Genomic DNA, 16,045 nt, shown 5'->3' with positions numbered 1-16,045 from the left:
CGCTATCTTGGCCCCGTGCGAGCGCTGGTGCAGCGGGCCGCCGAAGCCCGGGTTCGGGTAGACGGCGAAGTGATCGGGGAGATCGGTCCTGGGCTGTGCTGTCTGGTGGGCGTGACCCACGATGACGACGCCGACACAGTGAAGAAGATGGCCGGCAAGCTGTGGAACTTGCGCATCTTCACCGACGAGAACGGGCACATGAACTTGTCGGTGGCCGACACCAGCGGTGAACTGCTGGTTGTGAGCCAGTTCACCCTCTACGGCGATATCAGCCGGGGCCGCCGCCCCTCGTTCCTGGGCGCCGCCGCCCCCGATCAAGCCGCCGCCCTGATCGAAGACCTCGTTGTCGAACTCCGCGCCCTCGGCGCCACCGTGGCCACCGGCTCCTTCGGCGCCATGATGGCCGTCGAGTTGATCAACGACGGCCCCGTCACCCTGATGGTGGAGGTCTGATCAGCGGGATTGGCGGCGGGGAGAGGTGGTGGTCCTTGAGTGAGCTACCCAGGCGGCCAGCAGGGCAGCCATAGCGAGGGCGATCATGGGCCAGGGGCCGGCGCGGGTGGCGAGGGTTTGGCCGGTGCGGAGCTCGATTTCGGCTTGGATGACCTTGCGCTCGGAGACGGCGGTGCGCTGGTAGACGTTGCCGTCGGGATCGACGAAGGCGCTGAACCCGGTGGGGGCCGACTGCACTACCCAGCGACCGGCCTCCAAAGCCCGCAGCCGGGAGCTGGCGATTTGCTGGGTCTGCACGATGGTGAGCCAATAGCTGGCCCCGTTGGTGGGGTTCAACAGCACCTCGCCGCCGTTGCCGATGGCGTCTCGAGCCCGGTCTTCGAAGAATATCTCCCAGCTAATGGACACCCCGAGGCGGCCCACGGGGGTGTCCACCACCGCGGGGGTGTCACCTCGGCGCATGTCTCGGGCGGGCAGATAGTCGGGGGCTAGCGGCTCGATCAACGACCGCAGCGGCACGTACTCCCCGAACGGCACCAGTCGGACCTTGTCGTAACGGTCCACCTGGGTGCCGTCGGGGGCGAACACCGCGGCGAAGTTGGCCGCTTCGGTGTCCGACACGTCCTCAACCACTCCGGCCACCAGCGTGGTGTTGAGTTCGCGGGCCAGCTCAGCCAGCCGCAGGCGCTCCCGGCTGTTGGAGAACAGGCCATGCACGTCCACCACGTCTTCGGGCCACACCACCAAGTCCACCGGCTGCCGCACCAGTTGGCTGGCCTCGAGGTGCCGCGCGAACACCACCCCAGGCTCAGTGTTGACCGCCCGGGTCCGCTGTGGGCCGCCTCCCTGCACCACGGCCACGTCGATGGTGCCGGTGGCCGAACCCCGGGGGGCCAGAGCCGCCCAGCCCCAAAACCCCAGCACCACCACTGCCAAGGCCATTGCCGCCTGCCAGCGGCGATCGAGCGCGGCAGCCAGCACCATGGCGATGGCCGCACACACCCCCACCAGCAGCAACGGTCCGAGCACCCGCACAGTGGTGGCCCACGGAGTATCCACCTGGCTCATGGGCAGGGTGGCCAGCGGCACCCCCCCAAACGGCCACCGCCAGCGAATCGCTCCGGCCAGCACAAACAGGCCGGGTAGCGCCAGCCATCGACTGCGCCCTGGCGGACAAGCCGCCCCGGCGAGGCCGTATAGCGCGGAGAACACCACACACACCGCCAGATAGCCGGGCAGGGTGAAGTCGACCATCCAGAGCGTGGCCGGGAACAGCCAGCCCGCCCCGAATCCAAACCCCCGCCACGCCCGGGCCCAAATCGGCTGGTCGGCAATGAGGCGCTCGAATGCCAGCAATCCGACCAAAGCCAGCGGCCACCATCCCCACGGAGGCATCGAAAGCGCCACCAGCCCGCCCGCCGCCAAAGAGCCTGCCGCGGTCCACCCACTGGTGCGAGCCCACACGGCGAGTCGCGGGCTCATCGGGTGATTGCGCCTTCGGCCACGCGGACGCAGGTCTTCATCTGACGATTGCGCCCTCGGTCAGGCCGGCCTGGGCCGCCTGTCGGCCTTGGTTGATGCAGGCCGGTACCCCCAGGCCCCGTGCCCACGCCCCGGTTACCTGCAACCAGGGGGCGTCTTGGGCCAGCACCTGTCTAATGTCGGCCACCAACTCCAGATGGCCGGGTCGGAACTGGGGCAGCGACCGCTCCCATCGGCTGATGCGCACCGTGTGGGGCTCGGCCTCCAGGCCCATCGTCGCCGCCAAGTCGGTCCGCACCACGTCCAGCAGAGCATCGTCGTCGAAGGACAACGCCCGGTCGTCGCCATAGCGGCCAACCGACACTCGCATCACCACTGTGTCGTGCGAGCCCACATGGGCCCATTTGCTCGACGCCCACGAGCAGGCGGTAATGGTCCGGCCCTCCACCGCGGGCACCAGATAGCCCGATCCCGCCATGGGGTGATCTACGTCGGCGGCACAGAAAGCCAGCGACACCAGCACCACCGAGGCGTAGTCAATCTCGCCCAACAGATCGGCCGCAGCCGACGAAACCGGAGCAACCAGCGCGCTGGCCACGTCTGCCGGGAGGGTCACGATCACTTGGTCGGCATCCAGCTCGCCCAGATCAGTCACCGGGGACGACAGCCGCAGCCGCTGGCCTAGTCGGCTGACCAACTCATCGGTCAATCGCCCCACACCGTCGGGCAGGGAGTAAAACACCGGCGCTTCGGGGTCGGCGGTCGACGACGCGGCCAGACGGCTCAATTCCCGCACCAAGCTGGGGCCCCGAGCCGCGGCTTCGGCCAACTGAGGCACGGCAGCTCCCACGCTCAGGTCGTCGATCGATGAGGCGTTGATGCCTCCGACCAGCGGATCCACCAGCCTGTCGGCCACTTCGTCGCCCAGCCGCCGCCGCACCAAACTGCCCACCGACTCGTCGTCAACCAGCGGCGACCCGGCCAAGTCAGGTTCTTGGCGGGCCCGGTCCACCCCACCATCAGACACAATTCCCGAGGCGGCCAAGGCGTCGAAATCCAGCGGTACCCCCAGCACGTTGGGCTGAGGCAGCGCCCGCAGCTCCCCTCGGGAGTACACAAACGCCGCCCGCTGGGCCGGCGACACCAGCTCGCCCGCCAACCCCAGCTCTTGGCAAAGTTCCACTGCCCACGGCACCCGGGCCAAGAACGCATCCGCCCCCTCGTCCACCGGCTGACCGGCCAACTCGGTGGTGAGAATCCGCCCCCCCGCCCGCTCGGCGGCCTCATACACCACCACCTCAGCACCAGCTTTGGCCGCCTCGTAGCCCGCGGCCAACCCGGTGATCCCCGCCCCGACAACGGCGATTCTCACGGAGCGGCCTTGTATCCGTGTACCAGCTCCACCACCCGTTCCAGCGTCTCGGGATCGGTTTCGGGCAGCACACCGTGGCCCAGGTTGAACACGTGACCCGGCTGTCCGGCGTTGCGATCCAGCACGTCGGTGGCCCGGTCGGCCACCACCGGCCACGGGGCCAGCACCGCGGCGGGATCCAAGTTGCCCTGCACGGCCACATCGGGGCCGAGCCGCTCTCGAGCGTCGTCCAGATGCACTCGCCAGTCCACCCCCACCACGTCGGCCCCGGCCTTGGCCAACAGTTCCAGCAGCTCGCCGGTGCCCACTCCGAAGTGGATGCCTGGCGCCTCGTCGCCCCGGTTGCCCAGCTCGGAGAAAATTCGCTGGCTGGCGGGCAGCACGAACTGCCGGTACTCGTCGGGGGCCAGCGCTCCGGCCCACGAGTCAAAGAGCTGGAAGGCGGAAGCCCCGGCGTCGAGCTGCGAGCCGATGGAAGCGATGGCCAGGTCGGCCAAGCGATCCAGCAGAGCGGCCCACAATCCTGGTTCGCTGTGCATCAACCGCTTGGTGAGGGCGTGCGTGCGCGACGGCCCCCCCTCCACCAAATAGGAGGCCATGGTGAACGGCGCCCCGGCGAAGGCAATCAACGGCACATCCAGCTCTGCCACCAGGTTGCCGACAGTCTCCAGCACGTAGGGGGTATCTGCTTCTGGGTCGAGCGGGCGTAGCCGATCGAGGTCACGGACCTCGCGGAATGGGTGCTCCACCACCGGCCCCACCCCGGGCACGATGTCCACCCCGAATCCGATGGCGTGGGTGGGCACCACGATGTCGGAGTACAAGATGGCCGCGTCCACCCCGTAGCGGCGCACCGGCTGAAGGGTGATCTCGGTGGCTACGTCCGGGCGGGCGATGGTGTCCAGCATCGACCCTTCCCCCCGCATGGCCCGATACTCCGGAAGCGAGCGACCTGCCTGGCGCATGAACCACACCGGCACCCGCTCGACTGGCAGGCCGCGGCAGGCCCGCAGAAAGCCGTCGTTGGTGATGGCAGCACGGTTGGCCACGCCTAAAAGGTACCGATCACCAAGGCTCGCGGTGCTATCGCCCAATACCGGCGCTCCGGTACCGGCGCCCCAAGTACTATCGATGCGGTGCGCCGGTCCATAGACGATTACCCCTTCGACCCGGCCGACCTCCCCCCCGGCGACGACGACGAGTTCTCCCCGGTGTCGTGGGCGGTGGCCATTGCCGACGACTACGAAGACGCCACCCCTCGGGTGGTGCTCACCATCGAGGAAGTGGGCCAGGCCGGCTATGGCCTGGTAGCCCACCTGCCCCCACCGCTAGCCCGTCGCCTGCGGGCCGCCATCGGCGACGCGCTCAAAGAAATCGGCGAGGCTGAGACTTCCTAAGCGTGTCCATAAGGCCTGCTTCGGGGTGTGCGGCCAGTTTTTCAATGCAATCAGCGTGGCTGCGACTGCTTGAGCGCGGATTATCAGCGTCTGGGCGGTGGTTCGGGGGGTTGTTGCCAGGGGGGTCGTAGGTAGGGGCGGCCGGTATCGGGGTGTTGTTCGACGTCCCAGTTACGGTGGTGGACTTTGTGGTGACAGTCGTGGCAGAGCTGCACGAGGTTGTCAGATTGGGTGGGGCCGTCGTCTTCCCAGTGGATGATGTGGTGGGAGACGCACCACTCGGGTTCAGCTCGACAGCCGATGCAGCCTTGGTCCCGAGCGGTAATGGCGGCTCGGAGTTGGGGGCTGGGATGGCGTTGGCGTCCCAGTGAGAGGCATTGCAAGTCGGCATCGAAGATCCCGGTGAGGATTTCGGCATCGCAGGCCAGCTTGCGGAACTCGTCTTGAGGCAACGGGCTGCCATCAGCCAACCGAGGATTGCCAAGTTGACGGTCGATGGCGTCGTAGTCGGCCAGGATCAACAAGCTGGTCGGCTGGGGCTGCTCGGCCTCTCCGTCTGTGGTGCGAGTCAGCAGCTGAGCGATGGCATCGGCCCGGCGGTGGCGGGCTTCGAGCCGCTCGCGGCCGGCGGTGGCGTGCCAGGCCATATCGGTCTTGTGGTTCAGCGCAGCCCGGATGCCCTGCGCGGCGACCGGGTCGAACAGAGCGAACAGCCGCCACATGCCATCGTCTTGCTCAGTGAAGCTGGCGGTGCGTTTTCTCCGTTGGCGCTCAAGCCGCTTGGCACCGTCTGTGTCGCCAGACAGCTCGTCTTGATGGTCGCGCACCGTGCGCCGCAACTGCTCAGGGGTCTGATGTTCGGCGGCGGCCAACATTTTGTCTTCGTCCAGGGGCCCGGCTTGTGCCGCAGTTCCCAAGATGCGGGCGTGCTCGGAGGTGATCCGGCTGTCAGAGAGCGCTCCCCGAGTGGCCGCCAGCGATTCGAGTTGCTCAGCGTCGCGCATGGTGCGCTGGGCCTGCTGGCCCGACTGGCGGAGTTCAGATTTCAGTGTGTTGGCCGTGTCATACGGGCTGGTGCGCCGCTTCTTCTCCGCCACCGCCTCAGCCAAGAACCCGTCCAACTGATTGCGAGCTCGCCCTATCTGACGCAATCGCAAATCCAGGGAAGCATCGTCCAACCCGGCGATCTCCACCGCCTCAATATGCACGCCAGTGCTGGCGTTTCCCCTGGTCAACGTCCCAGATTCCATGCCCACCAGTCTACCGACACTAGTGACAGTATCTACATGGAATATCTCGTCAACAATGAAAAATAATCTATTTACAGTCACAACATATGAATCTCGACATTTTTCAGTGGGGCCGACCTCGTTAGGACCGGCGGCAGGCGGGGCCGGGCGCTCGCTTAGCCGTCGTCTAGGCCGATCTCTTCTCTGACGGGTGCGGCTTGGCCCTGGCTAGTCTCTGGACTGGTGGACGATTTTCAAGGGTGGCGGTACTACGTGTTTTTCTTCGTGGTTACCGTGGGGGTCGCGATGGCGTTGTGGTACGCCGTTCCTGTTCGTGAGTTCGGCGGACTATGGGTCCAAGCACTGTGGGCTGGCGCTAGATCTGGGATTGGGGTTGGGGTGGCGCTCTGGCTGTGGCCGCGGTTGGTCAGGGTTAGGGATCGGCGGCGGGGCCGGTGACGGTGCGATCAGACTGGGAGGCTTGGGACCTGGGGGCTGGATCGGGCAGCTCTTGAGCTTCGACCTCATAGGGTTTGGCGGTGGGCAAGACCTCGACCTCCCCCCGGCGACGACGACGAGTTCTCCCCGGTGTCGTGGGCGGTGGCCATCGCCGACGACTACGAAGACGCCACTCCTCGAGTGGTGCTCACCGTGGAGGAAGTGGGCCAGGCTGGCTATGGGCTCGTGGCCCATCTGCCTCCCCAACTCGCCCGCCGTCTCCGTGCCGCCATCGGCGACGCCCTCAAGGAGATCGGCGAGGCTGTCACGCCATAACCGGTCAATTTCGTACTAGACTTGAACGTTCACTGATTTTGAACTCAGTCTGAGGAGCATCCCGATTCACCCCGATCACACCGCGGAGCAGACTTACATCGATCGGGCTCACCAAGCCCTCGAAACTGCCCGGGAGCGGGCTTTGTCGCTGCAAGACATGGTGGAGGTGGGCGCGGGGGGCACCCATCAGGCCCGCTACGAGCGGGAGATCATCTGGGATTCGATCAGCACCCGGCTCAGCGCACTCGACATTGGTGACGCCTCGCTGGTGTTCGGCCGCCTCGACTGGGCCGACGAGCAAGGCGGCGACCGGCTCTATGTGGGCCGAGTGGCGGTGTGGGACGACGATCAAGAGCCGGTGACCATCGATTGGCGGGCGCCGGCCGCCGAGGCCTTCTACCGGGCCACCGGCAGCGACCCCATGGGCCTGTCTCGGCGCCGCCACTTCGTCACCCGGGGCCGGGAGCTGCTGGGGGTGGAAGACGAGTACTTCGGCGAAACCAACGGCCGGGGCCGGATGCCGTTGGTGGGGGAGGCCGCCCTTCGAGCCGGTTTGGAAGCTGGGCGCACCGGTCGGCTCGCCGACGCCGCTGCCACCATCCAGGTCGAACAGGACGCCATCATTCGCTCGCCGCTGCCCGGCTTGTTGATGGTGCAGGGCGGTCCTGGCACCGGCAAGACGGTGGCCGCCCTCCACCGTGCCGCCTATCTGCTCTACACCCACCGCTTCCCCCTTGAAGGCCAGGGGATGCTGGTACTCGGCCCCAACCGCCTGTTCCTCACCTACATTGAGCAGGTGCTGCCCTCGCTGGGCGAAGCCGGTGTGGAGGTTTCGATGCTGGCCGACCTGCTGCCCGGCACCCGGGTCAAAGGGCTGGACGACTCCGGGGTGTCCCGCATCAAGGGTGACCTGCGCATGATCTCGGTGCTGCGCCGAGCCCGCCGGGATCGCCAGCGCCCGCTGCGCGCCGACGTGACAGTGGGCTTTGGCCTTCGCCGTCTCCGGCTCACCGTTGCCCAGAGCGAAGAGATCGTGCGCCAGGCCCGCAGACGGTTCCGCACCCATAATCGGGCTCGTCGATTTGTCGAAGAGCAGATGTACCAGTGCCTGACTGACAGCGCATCGCGCACCAACAGCCCCGGTCCTGACGTCGAGACGGTGCGTGAGCGGCTTCACGGAAGCATCGAGCTGCGCGAGGCCTTGGAGTGGATGTGGCCGGTGCTCACCCCAGCTCACCTTCTCCACGACCTGTTCGGCTCTCCGGCCTTGCTCCGCTCTGCCGCCGGGTCGCTGCTCACTGCGGAGGAGACCGATCTGCTGTATCGCCCCCGAGCCGCCCACGCCTCCGATGTGGTGTGGACGGCTGACGATGCCCCCCTGCTGGATGAGGCTCTGGCCTTGCTTGGCCCCCGTCCCGGCCACAAACAGGCGGACTCGATCCGCACCTACGGCCACATCGTGGTGGACGAGGCCCAAGATCTGTCGCCCATGCAGCTCCGAATGATCAGCCGTCGCTCGCTCAACGGGTCGATGACCGTGGTGGGCGACATCGCCCAGGCCACCTCGGCATGGGGGCACGACTCCTGGGACAGCGTGATCGAGCACTTACCCGGAGACAAAGATCCCCGCTTTGCCGAGTTGACCATCGGCTATCGCCTGCCCGAGCCCATCATGGACGTGGCCGCCAAAGTGCTCGACGCCGCCATGCCCGGTCTGGTTCCGCCTCAATCGATCCGCACCGAGGGCCGCCCTCCCCGGTTCGTGCCCGTGGTCGCCCATCAAGCCCCACCCTCCGGCAACGGCCAAGGCAACGGTCAAGACGGCGACCCCAGCCATGCCCGCCTGACCGCCGCCGTCGTCGGCGAGGTAAAGGCCGAGCTCAGCGTGTTGGCCAACGGGAACCTGGCGGTGATCTGTCACAACGCGCTGGCTGATGCCATCTCTGAGGCGCTCACCTCTGCCGACATCGACCACGGTCTGGTGTATGAGAGGGGTCTGGAATCCCGGGTGACCATCGTGCCGGTGGAGCTGGTGAAGGGGCTTGAGGTGGACACCGCCATCGTGGTGGAGCCAGCCGACATCTGCCAGAAGCTCCCCAAGGGAATGCGAGCTCTGTACGTGGCCGTGACCCGGGCCACCCAGCGTCTGGTGGTTGTGTACGCCCGCCCGCTGCCCGAGCCCTTGCTCCCAAAGGAGGCATGAGCCGATGGCCCACGACCCCCGCAACCTCACCGACGAGATGAACAGCTTCCTCCGGGATCGCCATTTGGCCTCGCTCACCGTCCTGCGCCCCGACGGCACCCCCCATGTGACCCCGGTGGGGTTCACGTGGGATCCCGACACCGCCACTGCCCGCATCATCACCTGGGCCGGGGCCAAAAAGGTGCGCCTGCTGGATGCGGCCGGGGGCGGTCGGGCTGCGTTATGCCAGGTGGACGGGGGCCGATGGGTCACCCTGGAAGGCCACGCCACCGTCACCGCCGACCCTGATGAGTGCGCTGACGCCGTGGCCCGCTACGGCGAGCGCTACAGCCCCGCGAAAGACCGGGGTGCCGACCGGCGAGCCATCATCATCGAGGTGAATTCAGTGCTGGGGCGGGCCTAATGAACCCCAAGGGCATCGGCCTCAGCACCAACGTGCAGGAGTACCTGGTGGCCCACGGCGCGGGCATCGACCCCATCGCCCAGGAACTGATCGACGTCACCGCCGAGTTGGGCCGTATTTCCGGAATGCAGATCGCCCCCGAACAGGGCGCGTTCATGACCTTGCTCACCCGCTTGCTCGACGTGCGTTTCGCCGTGGAGGTGGGCACCTTCACCGGCTATTCCGCCCTGTCCATCGCCCGAGGGCTCGTTCCCGGGGGACGGCTGCTGTGCTGCGATGTGAGCGACGAGTGGGTGAACATCGGCCGCCCGTACTGGGAGCGGGCCGGAGTGGCCGACAGCATCGAGGTGGTGATCGCCCCCGCAGCCGAGACTCTGGCCGCTCTGCCCGATGACCCTCCCATCGATTTGGCCTTCATCGACGCCGACAAGCAGTCGTACAAGACTTACTACGAGGAGATTCTGCGCCGTCTCAGCCCCAAGGGAATCATCTTGGTGGACAACGTGCTGTGGGGTGGCCAGGTGGCCGACCCCGATGCCGACCTCGACGAGAACCCCGGCACCGCCCACATTCGAGAATTCAACGCATCCGTGGTCGCCGACCCCCGCACTGCCCAAGTGATGCTTCCCATCGCCGACGGCCTCACGCTGATCACTTTGGCCCCATAAGGTGCGCCACTGGCCCTCGGCCGGACCCAATCTGCCAGTTTGCCGACCGGACAATGCGCTGGCGCACGAACTCCTTGGCCGCCGCGATCGAATCCATCGGCTCTAACCCCGTGGCGAAACCTGCGGCTACCGCAGAAGAGAACGTACAGCCCGTCCCGTGGTCGTTGCCTGTTTCGACAATATCTCCGGTCAGCTCAGCCCAATCGCCGTCGTGATGCACCCGGTCGGTGGCGGTGGCTTCGCCGGTGACTACCAGCCAGCCGGGACAGAGCGAACCCAATTCGCCCATTCCGTCCAAACCGGCCACTTCCTGGAGCACCGCGGCCTCCCGGGTGTTGGGAGTGGCAACAGTGGCGTACTTGAGCAACTCCAGGTAGAGGGCCTCGGCCCCGGCGTCCAGCAGGCGGGCACCGGTAGACGACACCATGACCGGGTCGACCACCAGGTTGGGGAGCCGTCCGTCGGCGGCGTATTCGCCCACCACGGCGATGGTCTCCCGGTTGGCCAGCATGCCGGTCTTCACCGCTCTCACCGGCAGGTCGTTGAGCACCGAGTCGAGTTGCTGAGCGACAAAGTCAGCGGGAATGGGATGGACTCCCTGCACGCCCACCGTGTTCTGGGCCGTGACCGCGGTTATCGCCGCGGCTCCGTGAACGCCGAGGGCGGCGAATGTGGCTAGGTCAGCGGCGATGCCGGCGCCACCAGACGGGTCCGACCCCGCCACGCTCAGCGCGACGGGAGGATTCATCCCGAGTGCCACTCGTCCAACAGAGCGGCGATGGTCCCCTGGGGATCGGGGCTGCGGGCCACCGCCCCCTGCACTGCCACGCCAGCTGCCCCAGCATCCCGGCAGGCAGCGACCCGGCCCAAGTCGATCCCCCCAAGTGCGTAAATGGGAACATGGGCCTGCCGGACGATCCGTCCCAGCCCGCCCAGCCCCAGCGGCGGTCCGTAGCCCGGCTTCGACTCCGTCTCGAACACGGGGGAGAGGGTCACGTAATCCACTCCCTCGATTTCGGCCTGGCGCACCTCGTCGAGTCCGTGGCACGACCGCCCGACCAGGCCCTGGTACACCTTGGGATACCGGTCGAATCCGGCCAAATGCACCCCATCGGCCGCCGGATCGATCATCGACGCCAGGATCAGGCAGTCGGTTTGCTCTCTCATCACCTTGGCCAGCTGACGCCTGATCTGCGGCGGGCGGTCTTTGGCCCGAAAGATCACCGCTGGTGCTTCCACCACCACATCGCTGAGCACGAGCAGCTCGGAGGACAGCGCCCGCTTCAGGCTAAACGGCCGGCGGTGGTCAGAACTGGGCACGACCCTGAGTGGAGGTCGAGGCTTCCGCGAGGTAGCGCTTGGGTATCCGACCGGCCAGTCGCGCCCGCCTCCCCGCCTCGGTGGCCAGCCGCATGGCAATGGCCATCTGCTCAGGGTCGCGGGCCCGAGTGATGGCCGACGCCACCATCACCGCGTCGCAGCCCAACTCCATGGCCAACGCGGCGTCAGAGGCTGTGCCGATGCCCGCGTCCAGCACCACCGGCACCGACGACTGCTCCACGATCATCTCGATGTTGTGGGGGTTGCGGATGCCCAATCCCGATCCGATGGGCGCCCCAAGGGGCATGACCGATGCGCACCCTAGGTCTTCGAGGCGGCGGGCCAGCACCGGATCGTCGTTGGTGTAGGCCATCACCGTGAAGCCGTCGTCCACCAGCGTCTCGGCCGCCTCCACCAACTCGATGCCCTCGGGCAGAAGGGTGATGTCGTCGGCGATCACCTCCAGCTTCACCCAGTCGGTTTCGAATGCCTCCCGGGCCAGTTTGGCGGTGAGCACGGCGTCGGCCGCGGTGTGGCATCCGGCGGTGTTGGGCAGCACCTCTAGGCCCAAGCGGTCGATCACGTCCAGCACCGAGCCCGCGGCCTCGGGCGACACTCGCCGCAGCGCCACCGTGACCAGCTCGCACTCCGATGCGGCCAGGGCCCGCTCCAGCACCGCCAGGTTGGGTGCCCCTCCGGTGCCGGTGATCAGCCGGCTAGTGAAGCTCCGCTCGGCCACGGTCCACGAGTCGCCCATTACGGCCTACCCTCCAAGGGCTCGTGCGAGTCGCCCACTTATCCCCCCTTGGCTGCTTCGAGGATCTCGACCCGATCGCCCTCGGCCAAATGGGCCTGGCCCCACCGGCTGCGAGGGACGATTTCCCGATTCACGGCTACGGCAACCCCTCGCTGGTTGGGGGCAAGGGCTCCGACCGTGCAGTTGGCCGGCACGTCTCGAGCTTCCCCGTTCACCACGACCATCATGCCGGTACCCCGCTGAGGTGTTCGGGGTCTGGGGTGTGACCTCCTGGTTTGGCATCGAACCGGCCGGGGCTGAACGGCACTAGGTCAACCGGCGGTTCGTGGCCCTGTACCACCGCCGACACCGCAGTGGCGGTGATCGGCGCGGTGAGGATGCCGTTGCGGTAGTGGCCGGTGGCGTACACGATGCCGTCGTCGCCGGTGCCGATGATCGGGGCATTGTCGGGGGCGCCGGGGCGCAGGCCGGCCCACGTCTCCACCAGGTCGATCTCGCTCAGTCCCGGCAAGAGGGCCAACACGTCTCGGAGCAACTCGTAGACGCCGCCCGCGGTCACTCGGGTGTCAAAGCCCTGTTCCTCCTGGGTGGCGCCCACTACGATCTCGCCGTCGCTGCGGGGCACCGCGTACACGCTCGACCCCCGCACCACCCCCCGCACCGGTAGTTGCAACAGCCCCTCGGGGCCGCTCAAGCGAAGGATCTGCCCCTTGATGGGCCGGATCGGCACCCCCAGAAGCCGTCCCGTCCACGCCCCTGCGGCTACCACCACTTGCTGGCAGGCCATTACTCGGCCGTCGTCGGTCGCCACCTGATTGCCAGCTACCTCGGTGACCGATGCCGGGATGGTGGGCACCCGTCTCAGCAATTCAGCCACCACTCGTCGGGGGTTCACTTGATGGTCAAGCGGTGAGTACACCCCGCCCCGGACTCCGGGAGCGAGCAGCGGTTCTCGGAACCGGCATTCCCTGTTGCGGAGCCGCTCCACCGGCAAGCCCTCCTGCTCGTGCAGGTCGCCCAGGTTGTCGAGCAGCGCCTTGTCGTCGGCGTCGTAGGCCGCCATCAGCATCCCGTTGCGGCGGTAGTCCACGGCGTCGACGCCCAGAGAGTCGGCGAACGCCGGCCACGCCTGGCTGGCGGCCAGGTTCAGTCGAAGGATGTGGGTCTCGCCCCAGTAGGCCTCGTGGATGGGGGCCAGCATCCCCGCGGCCGCGTGGCTCGCTCCGGTACCCGGCGCGGGATCAACCACTGCCACTTCGACGCCCTCTCGAAGGAGTTGCCAGGCCGCGGACAGCCCGATGATGCCTCCTCCCACGACGATTACGTCGGGATGCGAGGGCACGTAAGGCTTGGAAGACACGTCAGCCACCGAGAGCCTCCAGCAGCTCGGCGGTGGCTACGGCCGGGTCAGAGGCGTGGGCCACCGCGCCGATCACCGCCACACCATGGGCGCCGGCATCCAACATCTCCTGCACCCGGGCAGCGGTGATCCCGGCGATGGCGATCACCGGGATGTCCACCGCGGTGGCCACCTTCTCCACCCCGGCCGGCCCCAGAGGGTCGGGCAGCCCGTCTTTGGTGGCGGTGGCGTACACCGGCCCCACCCCCACATAGGAGGCACCGTCGGCCTGGTGGCGGAGGGCGGTCTCGGGATCTCGGGCGGTGCCCCCTACCAGTCGGTCGGGGCCGAGCAGGCGGCGCAGCACCGACACCGGCAGGTCGTCGGCGCCACCGTGAACCCCGTCGGCGCCAGCCGCCAGGGCAATGTCGGCCCGGTCGTTCACGATCACCATGGCCTGAGACCTGTGGGCCGCGGCCACGATGCGCTGGCACTCCGCCAGCACCGCGGCATCGCCCGACCCTTTGATCCGCACCTGCACCGCGGGCGCTCCGCCTCGCACGGCCTCGTCGGCCAATGAAGCGCAGTCGGCGATGACGTGCAGTCTGGGGACATGTGGAGTCATTGGATCGATCCGGTTCGAAGGGTCTCGATAACGGCCACGTAAGCTATCTGGGTGCAGGGTCACGACCCGGCCGAGTAGATCTCGGCGCCCTTGTCCCGGAACTCGTCGGCCTTGGACTTCATCCCCAGCTCGAGCGCCACCGACTCGTCCACCCCCTGGCGGGCGGCGAAGTCGCGCACGTCCTGGGTGATCTTCATGGAGCAGAACTTCGGTCCGCACATGGAGCAGAAGTGGGCGGTCTTGGCCGGTTCGGCCGGGAGGGTCTCGTCGTGATACTTCAGCGCCGTCTCGGGATCGAGCGACAGGTTGAACTGGTCGGCCCAGCGGAACTCGAACCGGGCCTTCGACAGGGCGTCGTCCCACTCTTGGGCCCCCGGATGGCCTTTGGCCACATCAGCGGCGTGGGCCGCGATCTTGTAGGCGATCACCCCGTCCTTCACGTCGGCCCGGTTGGGCAGCCCCAAGTGCTCCTTGGGGGTCACGTAACAGAGCATGGCGGTGCCGTACCAGCCGATGTTGGCCGCCCCGATGGCCGAGGTGATGTGGTCGTATCCCGGGGCCACGTCGGTGGTGAGCGGGCCCAACGTGTAGAAGGGCGCGTCTTGGCACCACTCCTGCTCCAGGGTCACATTCTCCTTGATCTTGTTGAGCGGCACGTGGCCCGGCCCCTCGATCATCACCTGCACGTCGTGGTCCCAGGCCCGCCCGGTGAGCTCGCCCAGGGTCTGGAGCTCGGCCATCTGGGCGGTGTCGTTGGCATCGGCGATCGATCCCGGCCGCAGTCCGTCGCCCAGCGAGAAGGCCACGTCGTAGGCCGCGAAGATCTCGCACAGCTCGTCGTAGTGGGTGTAGAGGAAGTTCTCCTGGTGATGGGCCAGGCACCAGGCGGCCAGAATCGAGCCGCCCCGGCTGACGATCCCGGTGGTGCGCTCGGCGGTGAGCGGCACATAGCGCAACAGCACTCCGGCGTGGACGGTCATGTAGTCCACCCCCTGCTCGGCCTGTTCGATCACCGTGTCCCGGTAGATCTCCCAGGTGAGCTCCTCGGGCTGGCCGTTGGTCTTCTCGAGGGCCTGATAAATGGGCACGGTGCCAATCGGCACCGGCGAGTTGCGGATGATCCACTCCCGGGTGGTGTGGATATCGGAGCCGGTGGACAGGTCCATCACCGTGTCGGCCCCCCATTTGGTGGCCCAGGTCATCTTTTCCACCTCTTCGGCGATCGACGAGGTGACCGCCGAGTTGCCGATGTTGGCGTTGACCTTGGTCAAGAACTTGCGGCCGATGATCATCGGCTCCGACTCGGGATGGTTCACATTGGCCGGAATGATGGCCCGACCCCGGGCCACCTCAGAGCGCACCAACTCGGCGTCGAGCCGCTCACGAGTGGCGATGAACTCCATCTCCGGGGTGATCTCCCCCCGGCGGGCGTAGGCCATCTGGGTCACCGCCGCGCCCTTGGCCCGCAGCACCGGGCGGCGCTCGCCCAGGAACGGATCGGAGGCAGAGCCGTCGCGCACCGCCCGGCGACCGTCGTCGCGCAGGTCGGCAGTCCGTCCTTCGATCTCGGTGGTGTCGTCCCGCTCGACAATCCAATCCAGCCGGAGCGGTGGCAACCCCACATTGGGGTTGGAACCGGGACCGCTGGTGTCGTACAGCAAGAACGGCGGCTCCGGCTCGGTCAAATTCACCTGAGTGAACGGCACCCGCACATCAGGCCGGGCCCCGGTCACATACACCTTCTCCCGGGCAGGCTTTTCGCTAGGTGAGAAGCCCTCCTGGTTCGGCGCGTTGCCGTTGGTGCTCTCGCTCATCATCATCTCCCTTCGCCGGCGTTATCCGGATCAGGTTCAGCGGTCGGTGCCAGCGGACACCCTCTCAGCCCGACGATCCTCGAGCTCCCGCGTGGTTGTCTATTCACTCTCAGTACATTTCCATGTATGCTGAGCTGGACCGCACCGGGCCTACATTGCAGGCCCGGTGCGGCCCTAGGAGACAGCAGAGCTTTCTCCACGATGGGGCT

Annotated in this window: 17 protein-coding genes and 1 riboswitch; of the genes, 6 read left to right on the top strand and 11 right to left on the bottom strand. The window is 67.2% G+C overall.

All coding sequences use genetic code 11. From position 1 onward, the window contains the following. Window positions 1-15 precede the first annotated feature (15 nt). Window positions 16-453: a D-aminoacyl-tRNA deacylase gene (gene dtd / locus ACOGI7_RS11795; RefSeq protein WP_419848957.1), complete on the top strand. Its 438-nt coding sequence runs from the start codon at window positions 16-18 to the stop codon at window positions 451-453. Here the strand turns inward: dtd and lnt are convergent, their stop codons facing one another. From lnt to hemE, 3 genes are read right to left on the bottom strand one after another with little or no spacing between them, the layout of a single operon-like run. Continuing rightward, window positions 454-1,935, bottom strand: coding sequence for an apolipoprotein N-acyltransferase (lnt, locus tag ACOGI7_RS11790; protein ID WP_419848956.1), 1,482 nt, complete (start codon window positions 1,933-1,935; stop codon window positions 454-456). A 37-nt stretch (window positions 1,936-1,972) separates the two neighbouring features. Beyond that, the gene (hemG, locus tag ACOGI7_RS11785) at window positions 1,973-3,307 is read right to left on the bottom strand and encodes a protoporphyrinogen oxidase (RefSeq protein WP_419848955.1); all 1,335 of its coding nucleotides are present in this window, start codon (window positions 3,305-3,307) and stop codon (window positions 1,973-1,975) included. Next, entirely contained in the window at window positions 3,304-4,356 is a 1,053-nt protein-coding gene (gene hemE / locus ACOGI7_RS11780) for a uroporphyrinogen decarboxylase (RefSeq protein WP_419848954.1), read from the bottom strand. The genes hemG and hemE overlap by 4 nt, the downstream gene beginning before the upstream one ends. An 87-nt stretch (window positions 4,357-4,443) precedes the next feature. Between hemE and ACOGI7_RS11775 the strand changes: the two genes are divergently transcribed. Then, a complete protein-coding gene (locus ACOGI7_RS11775) occupies window positions 4,444-4,704 on the top strand; it encodes a hypothetical protein (RefSeq protein WP_419848953.1) in 261 nt (86 codons plus the stop codon). Window positions 4,705-4,787: 83 nt separating this feature from the next. Here the strand turns inward: ACOGI7_RS11775 and ACOGI7_RS11770 are convergent, their stop codons facing one another. Next, window positions 4,788-5,954: an HNH endonuclease gene (locus tag ACOGI7_RS11770; RefSeq protein ID WP_419848952.1), complete on the bottom strand. Its 1,167-nt coding sequence runs from the start codon at window positions 5,952-5,954 to the stop codon at window positions 4,788-4,790. A gap of 567 nt (window positions 5,955-6,521) precedes the next feature. Between ACOGI7_RS11770 and ACOGI7_RS11765 the strand changes: the two genes are divergently transcribed. From ACOGI7_RS11765 to ACOGI7_RS11750, 4 genes are all read left to right on the top strand, one after another. Beyond that, window positions 6,522-6,707 (top strand): hypothetical protein, encoded by a 186-nt coding sequence (locus tag ACOGI7_RS11765; RefSeq protein WP_419848951.1) that lies wholly within the window; start codon window positions 6,522-6,524, stop codon window positions 6,705-6,707. 142 nt (window positions 6,708-6,849) lie between these two features. Continuing rightward, window positions 6,850-8,910 carry a HelD family protein gene (locus tag ACOGI7_RS11760; protein WP_419848950.1) on the top strand — a complete coding sequence of 687 codons (2,061 nt, stop codon included), beginning with the start codon at window positions 6,850-6,852 and terminating at the stop codon, window positions 8,908-8,910. Between the two features lie 4 nt (window positions 8,911-8,914). Continuing rightward, the gene (locus tag ACOGI7_RS11755) at window positions 8,915-9,313 is read left to right on the top strand and encodes a TIGR03618 family F420-dependent PPOX class oxidoreductase (protein WP_419848949.1); all 399 of its coding nucleotides are present in this window, start codon (window positions 8,915-8,917) and stop codon (window positions 9,311-9,313) included. Next, the gene (locus ACOGI7_RS11750) at window positions 9,313-9,981 is read left to right on the top strand and encodes an O-methyltransferase (protein WP_419848948.1); all 669 of its coding nucleotides are present in this window, start codon (window positions 9,313-9,315) and stop codon (window positions 9,979-9,981) included. The genes ACOGI7_RS11755 and ACOGI7_RS11750 overlap by 1 nt, the downstream gene beginning before the upstream one ends. Here ACOGI7_RS11750 and thiD read toward each other — a convergent pair. The 7 genes from thiD to thiC form a co-directional block, all read right to left on the bottom strand. After that, window positions 9,965-10,729 (bottom strand): bifunctional hydroxymethylpyrimidine kinase/phosphomethylpyrimidine kinase, encoded by a 765-nt coding sequence (gene thiD / locus ACOGI7_RS11745; RefSeq protein ID WP_419848947.1) that lies wholly within the window; start codon window positions 10,727-10,729, stop codon window positions 9,965-9,967. The genes ACOGI7_RS11750 and thiD overlap by 17 nt on opposite strands. Next, entirely contained in the window at window positions 10,726-11,301 is a 576-nt protein-coding gene (locus ACOGI7_RS11740; protein ID WP_419848946.1) for a thiamine phosphate synthase, read from the bottom strand. The genes thiD and ACOGI7_RS11740 overlap by 4 nt, the downstream gene beginning before the upstream one ends. Continuing rightward, window positions 11,288-12,058, bottom strand: a complete 771-nt coding sequence (locus ACOGI7_RS11735; protein WP_419848945.1) for a thiazole synthase — start codon at window positions 12,056-12,058, stop codon at window positions 11,288-11,290. The genes ACOGI7_RS11740 and ACOGI7_RS11735 overlap by 14 nt, the downstream gene beginning before the upstream one ends. 38 nt (window positions 12,059-12,096) lie before the next feature. Then, entirely contained in the window at window positions 12,097-12,285 is a 189-nt protein-coding gene (thiS, locus tag ACOGI7_RS11730; RefSeq protein WP_419848944.1) for a sulfur carrier protein ThiS, read from the bottom strand. After that, window positions 12,282-13,427: a glycine oxidase ThiO gene (gene thiO, locus ACOGI7_RS11725; RefSeq protein WP_419848943.1), complete on the bottom strand. Its 1,146-nt coding sequence runs from the start codon at window positions 13,425-13,427 to the stop codon at window positions 12,282-12,284. Before thiO ends, thiS begins: the two co-directional genes overlap by 4 nt. Further along, entirely contained in the window at window positions 13,420-14,022 is a 603-nt protein-coding gene (thiE, locus tag ACOGI7_RS11720) for a thiamine phosphate synthase (RefSeq protein ID WP_419848942.1), read from the bottom strand. The genes thiO and thiE overlap by 8 nt, the downstream gene beginning before the upstream one ends. 59 nt (window positions 14,023-14,081) lie before the next feature. Beyond that, window positions 14,082-15,836, bottom strand: coding sequence for a phosphomethylpyrimidine synthase ThiC (gene thiC, locus ACOGI7_RS11715; RefSeq protein ID WP_419848941.1), 1,755 nt, complete (start codon window positions 15,834-15,836; stop codon window positions 14,082-14,084). Continuing rightward, window positions 15,827-15,937, bottom strand: a riboswitch (TPP riboswitch). It overlaps the preceding gene by 10 nt. Window positions 15,938-16,045: the final 108 nt, after the last annotated feature.

This window comes from Candidatus Poriferisocius sp., from assembly GCF_965204145.1.
Lineage (GTDB): Bacteria > Actinomycetota > Acidimicrobiia > Acidimicrobiales > Bin134 > Poriferisocius.
Note: the sequence above shows the minus strand (reverse complement) of the source record. Positions and strands in the feature narration are given on the sequence as shown.

Bases quoted from the DNA above. Each gene is read 5' to 3' on its own strand.
- thiC (WP_419848941.1), bottom strand. From the start codon at position 15,836: ATGAGCGAGAGCACCAACGGCAACGCGCCGAACCAGGAGGGCTTCTCA.
- ACOGI7_RS11770 (WP_419848952.1), bottom strand. From the start codon at position 5,954: ATGGAATCTGGGACGTTGACCAGGGGAAACGCCAGCACTGGCGTGCAT.
- lnt (WP_419848956.1), bottom strand. From the start codon at position 1,935: ATGAGCCCGCGACTCGCCGTGTGGGCTCGCACCAGTGGGTGGACCGCG.
- ACOGI7_RS11755 (WP_419848949.1), top strand. From the start codon at position 8,915: ATGGCCCACGACCCCCGCAACCTCACCGACGAGATGAACAGCTTCCTC.
- thiS (WP_419848944.1), bottom strand. From the start codon at position 12,285: ATGATGGTCGTGGTGAACGGGGAAGCTCGAGACGTGCCGGCCAACTGC.
- ACOGI7_RS11735 (WP_419848945.1), bottom strand. From the start codon at position 12,058: ATGGGCGACTCGTGGACCGTGGCCGAGCGGAGCTTCACTAGCCGGCTG.
- thiD (WP_419848947.1), bottom strand. From the start codon at position 10,729: ATGAATCCTCCCGTCGCGCTGAGCGTGGCGGGGTCGGACCCGTCTGGT.
- thiE (WP_419848942.1), bottom strand. From the start codon at position 14,022: ATGACTCCACATGTCCCCAGACTGCACGTCATCGCCGACTGCGCTTCA.
- ACOGI7_RS11750 (WP_419848948.1), top strand. From the start codon at position 9,313: ATGAACCCCAAGGGCATCGGCCTCAGCACCAACGTGCAGGAGTACCTG.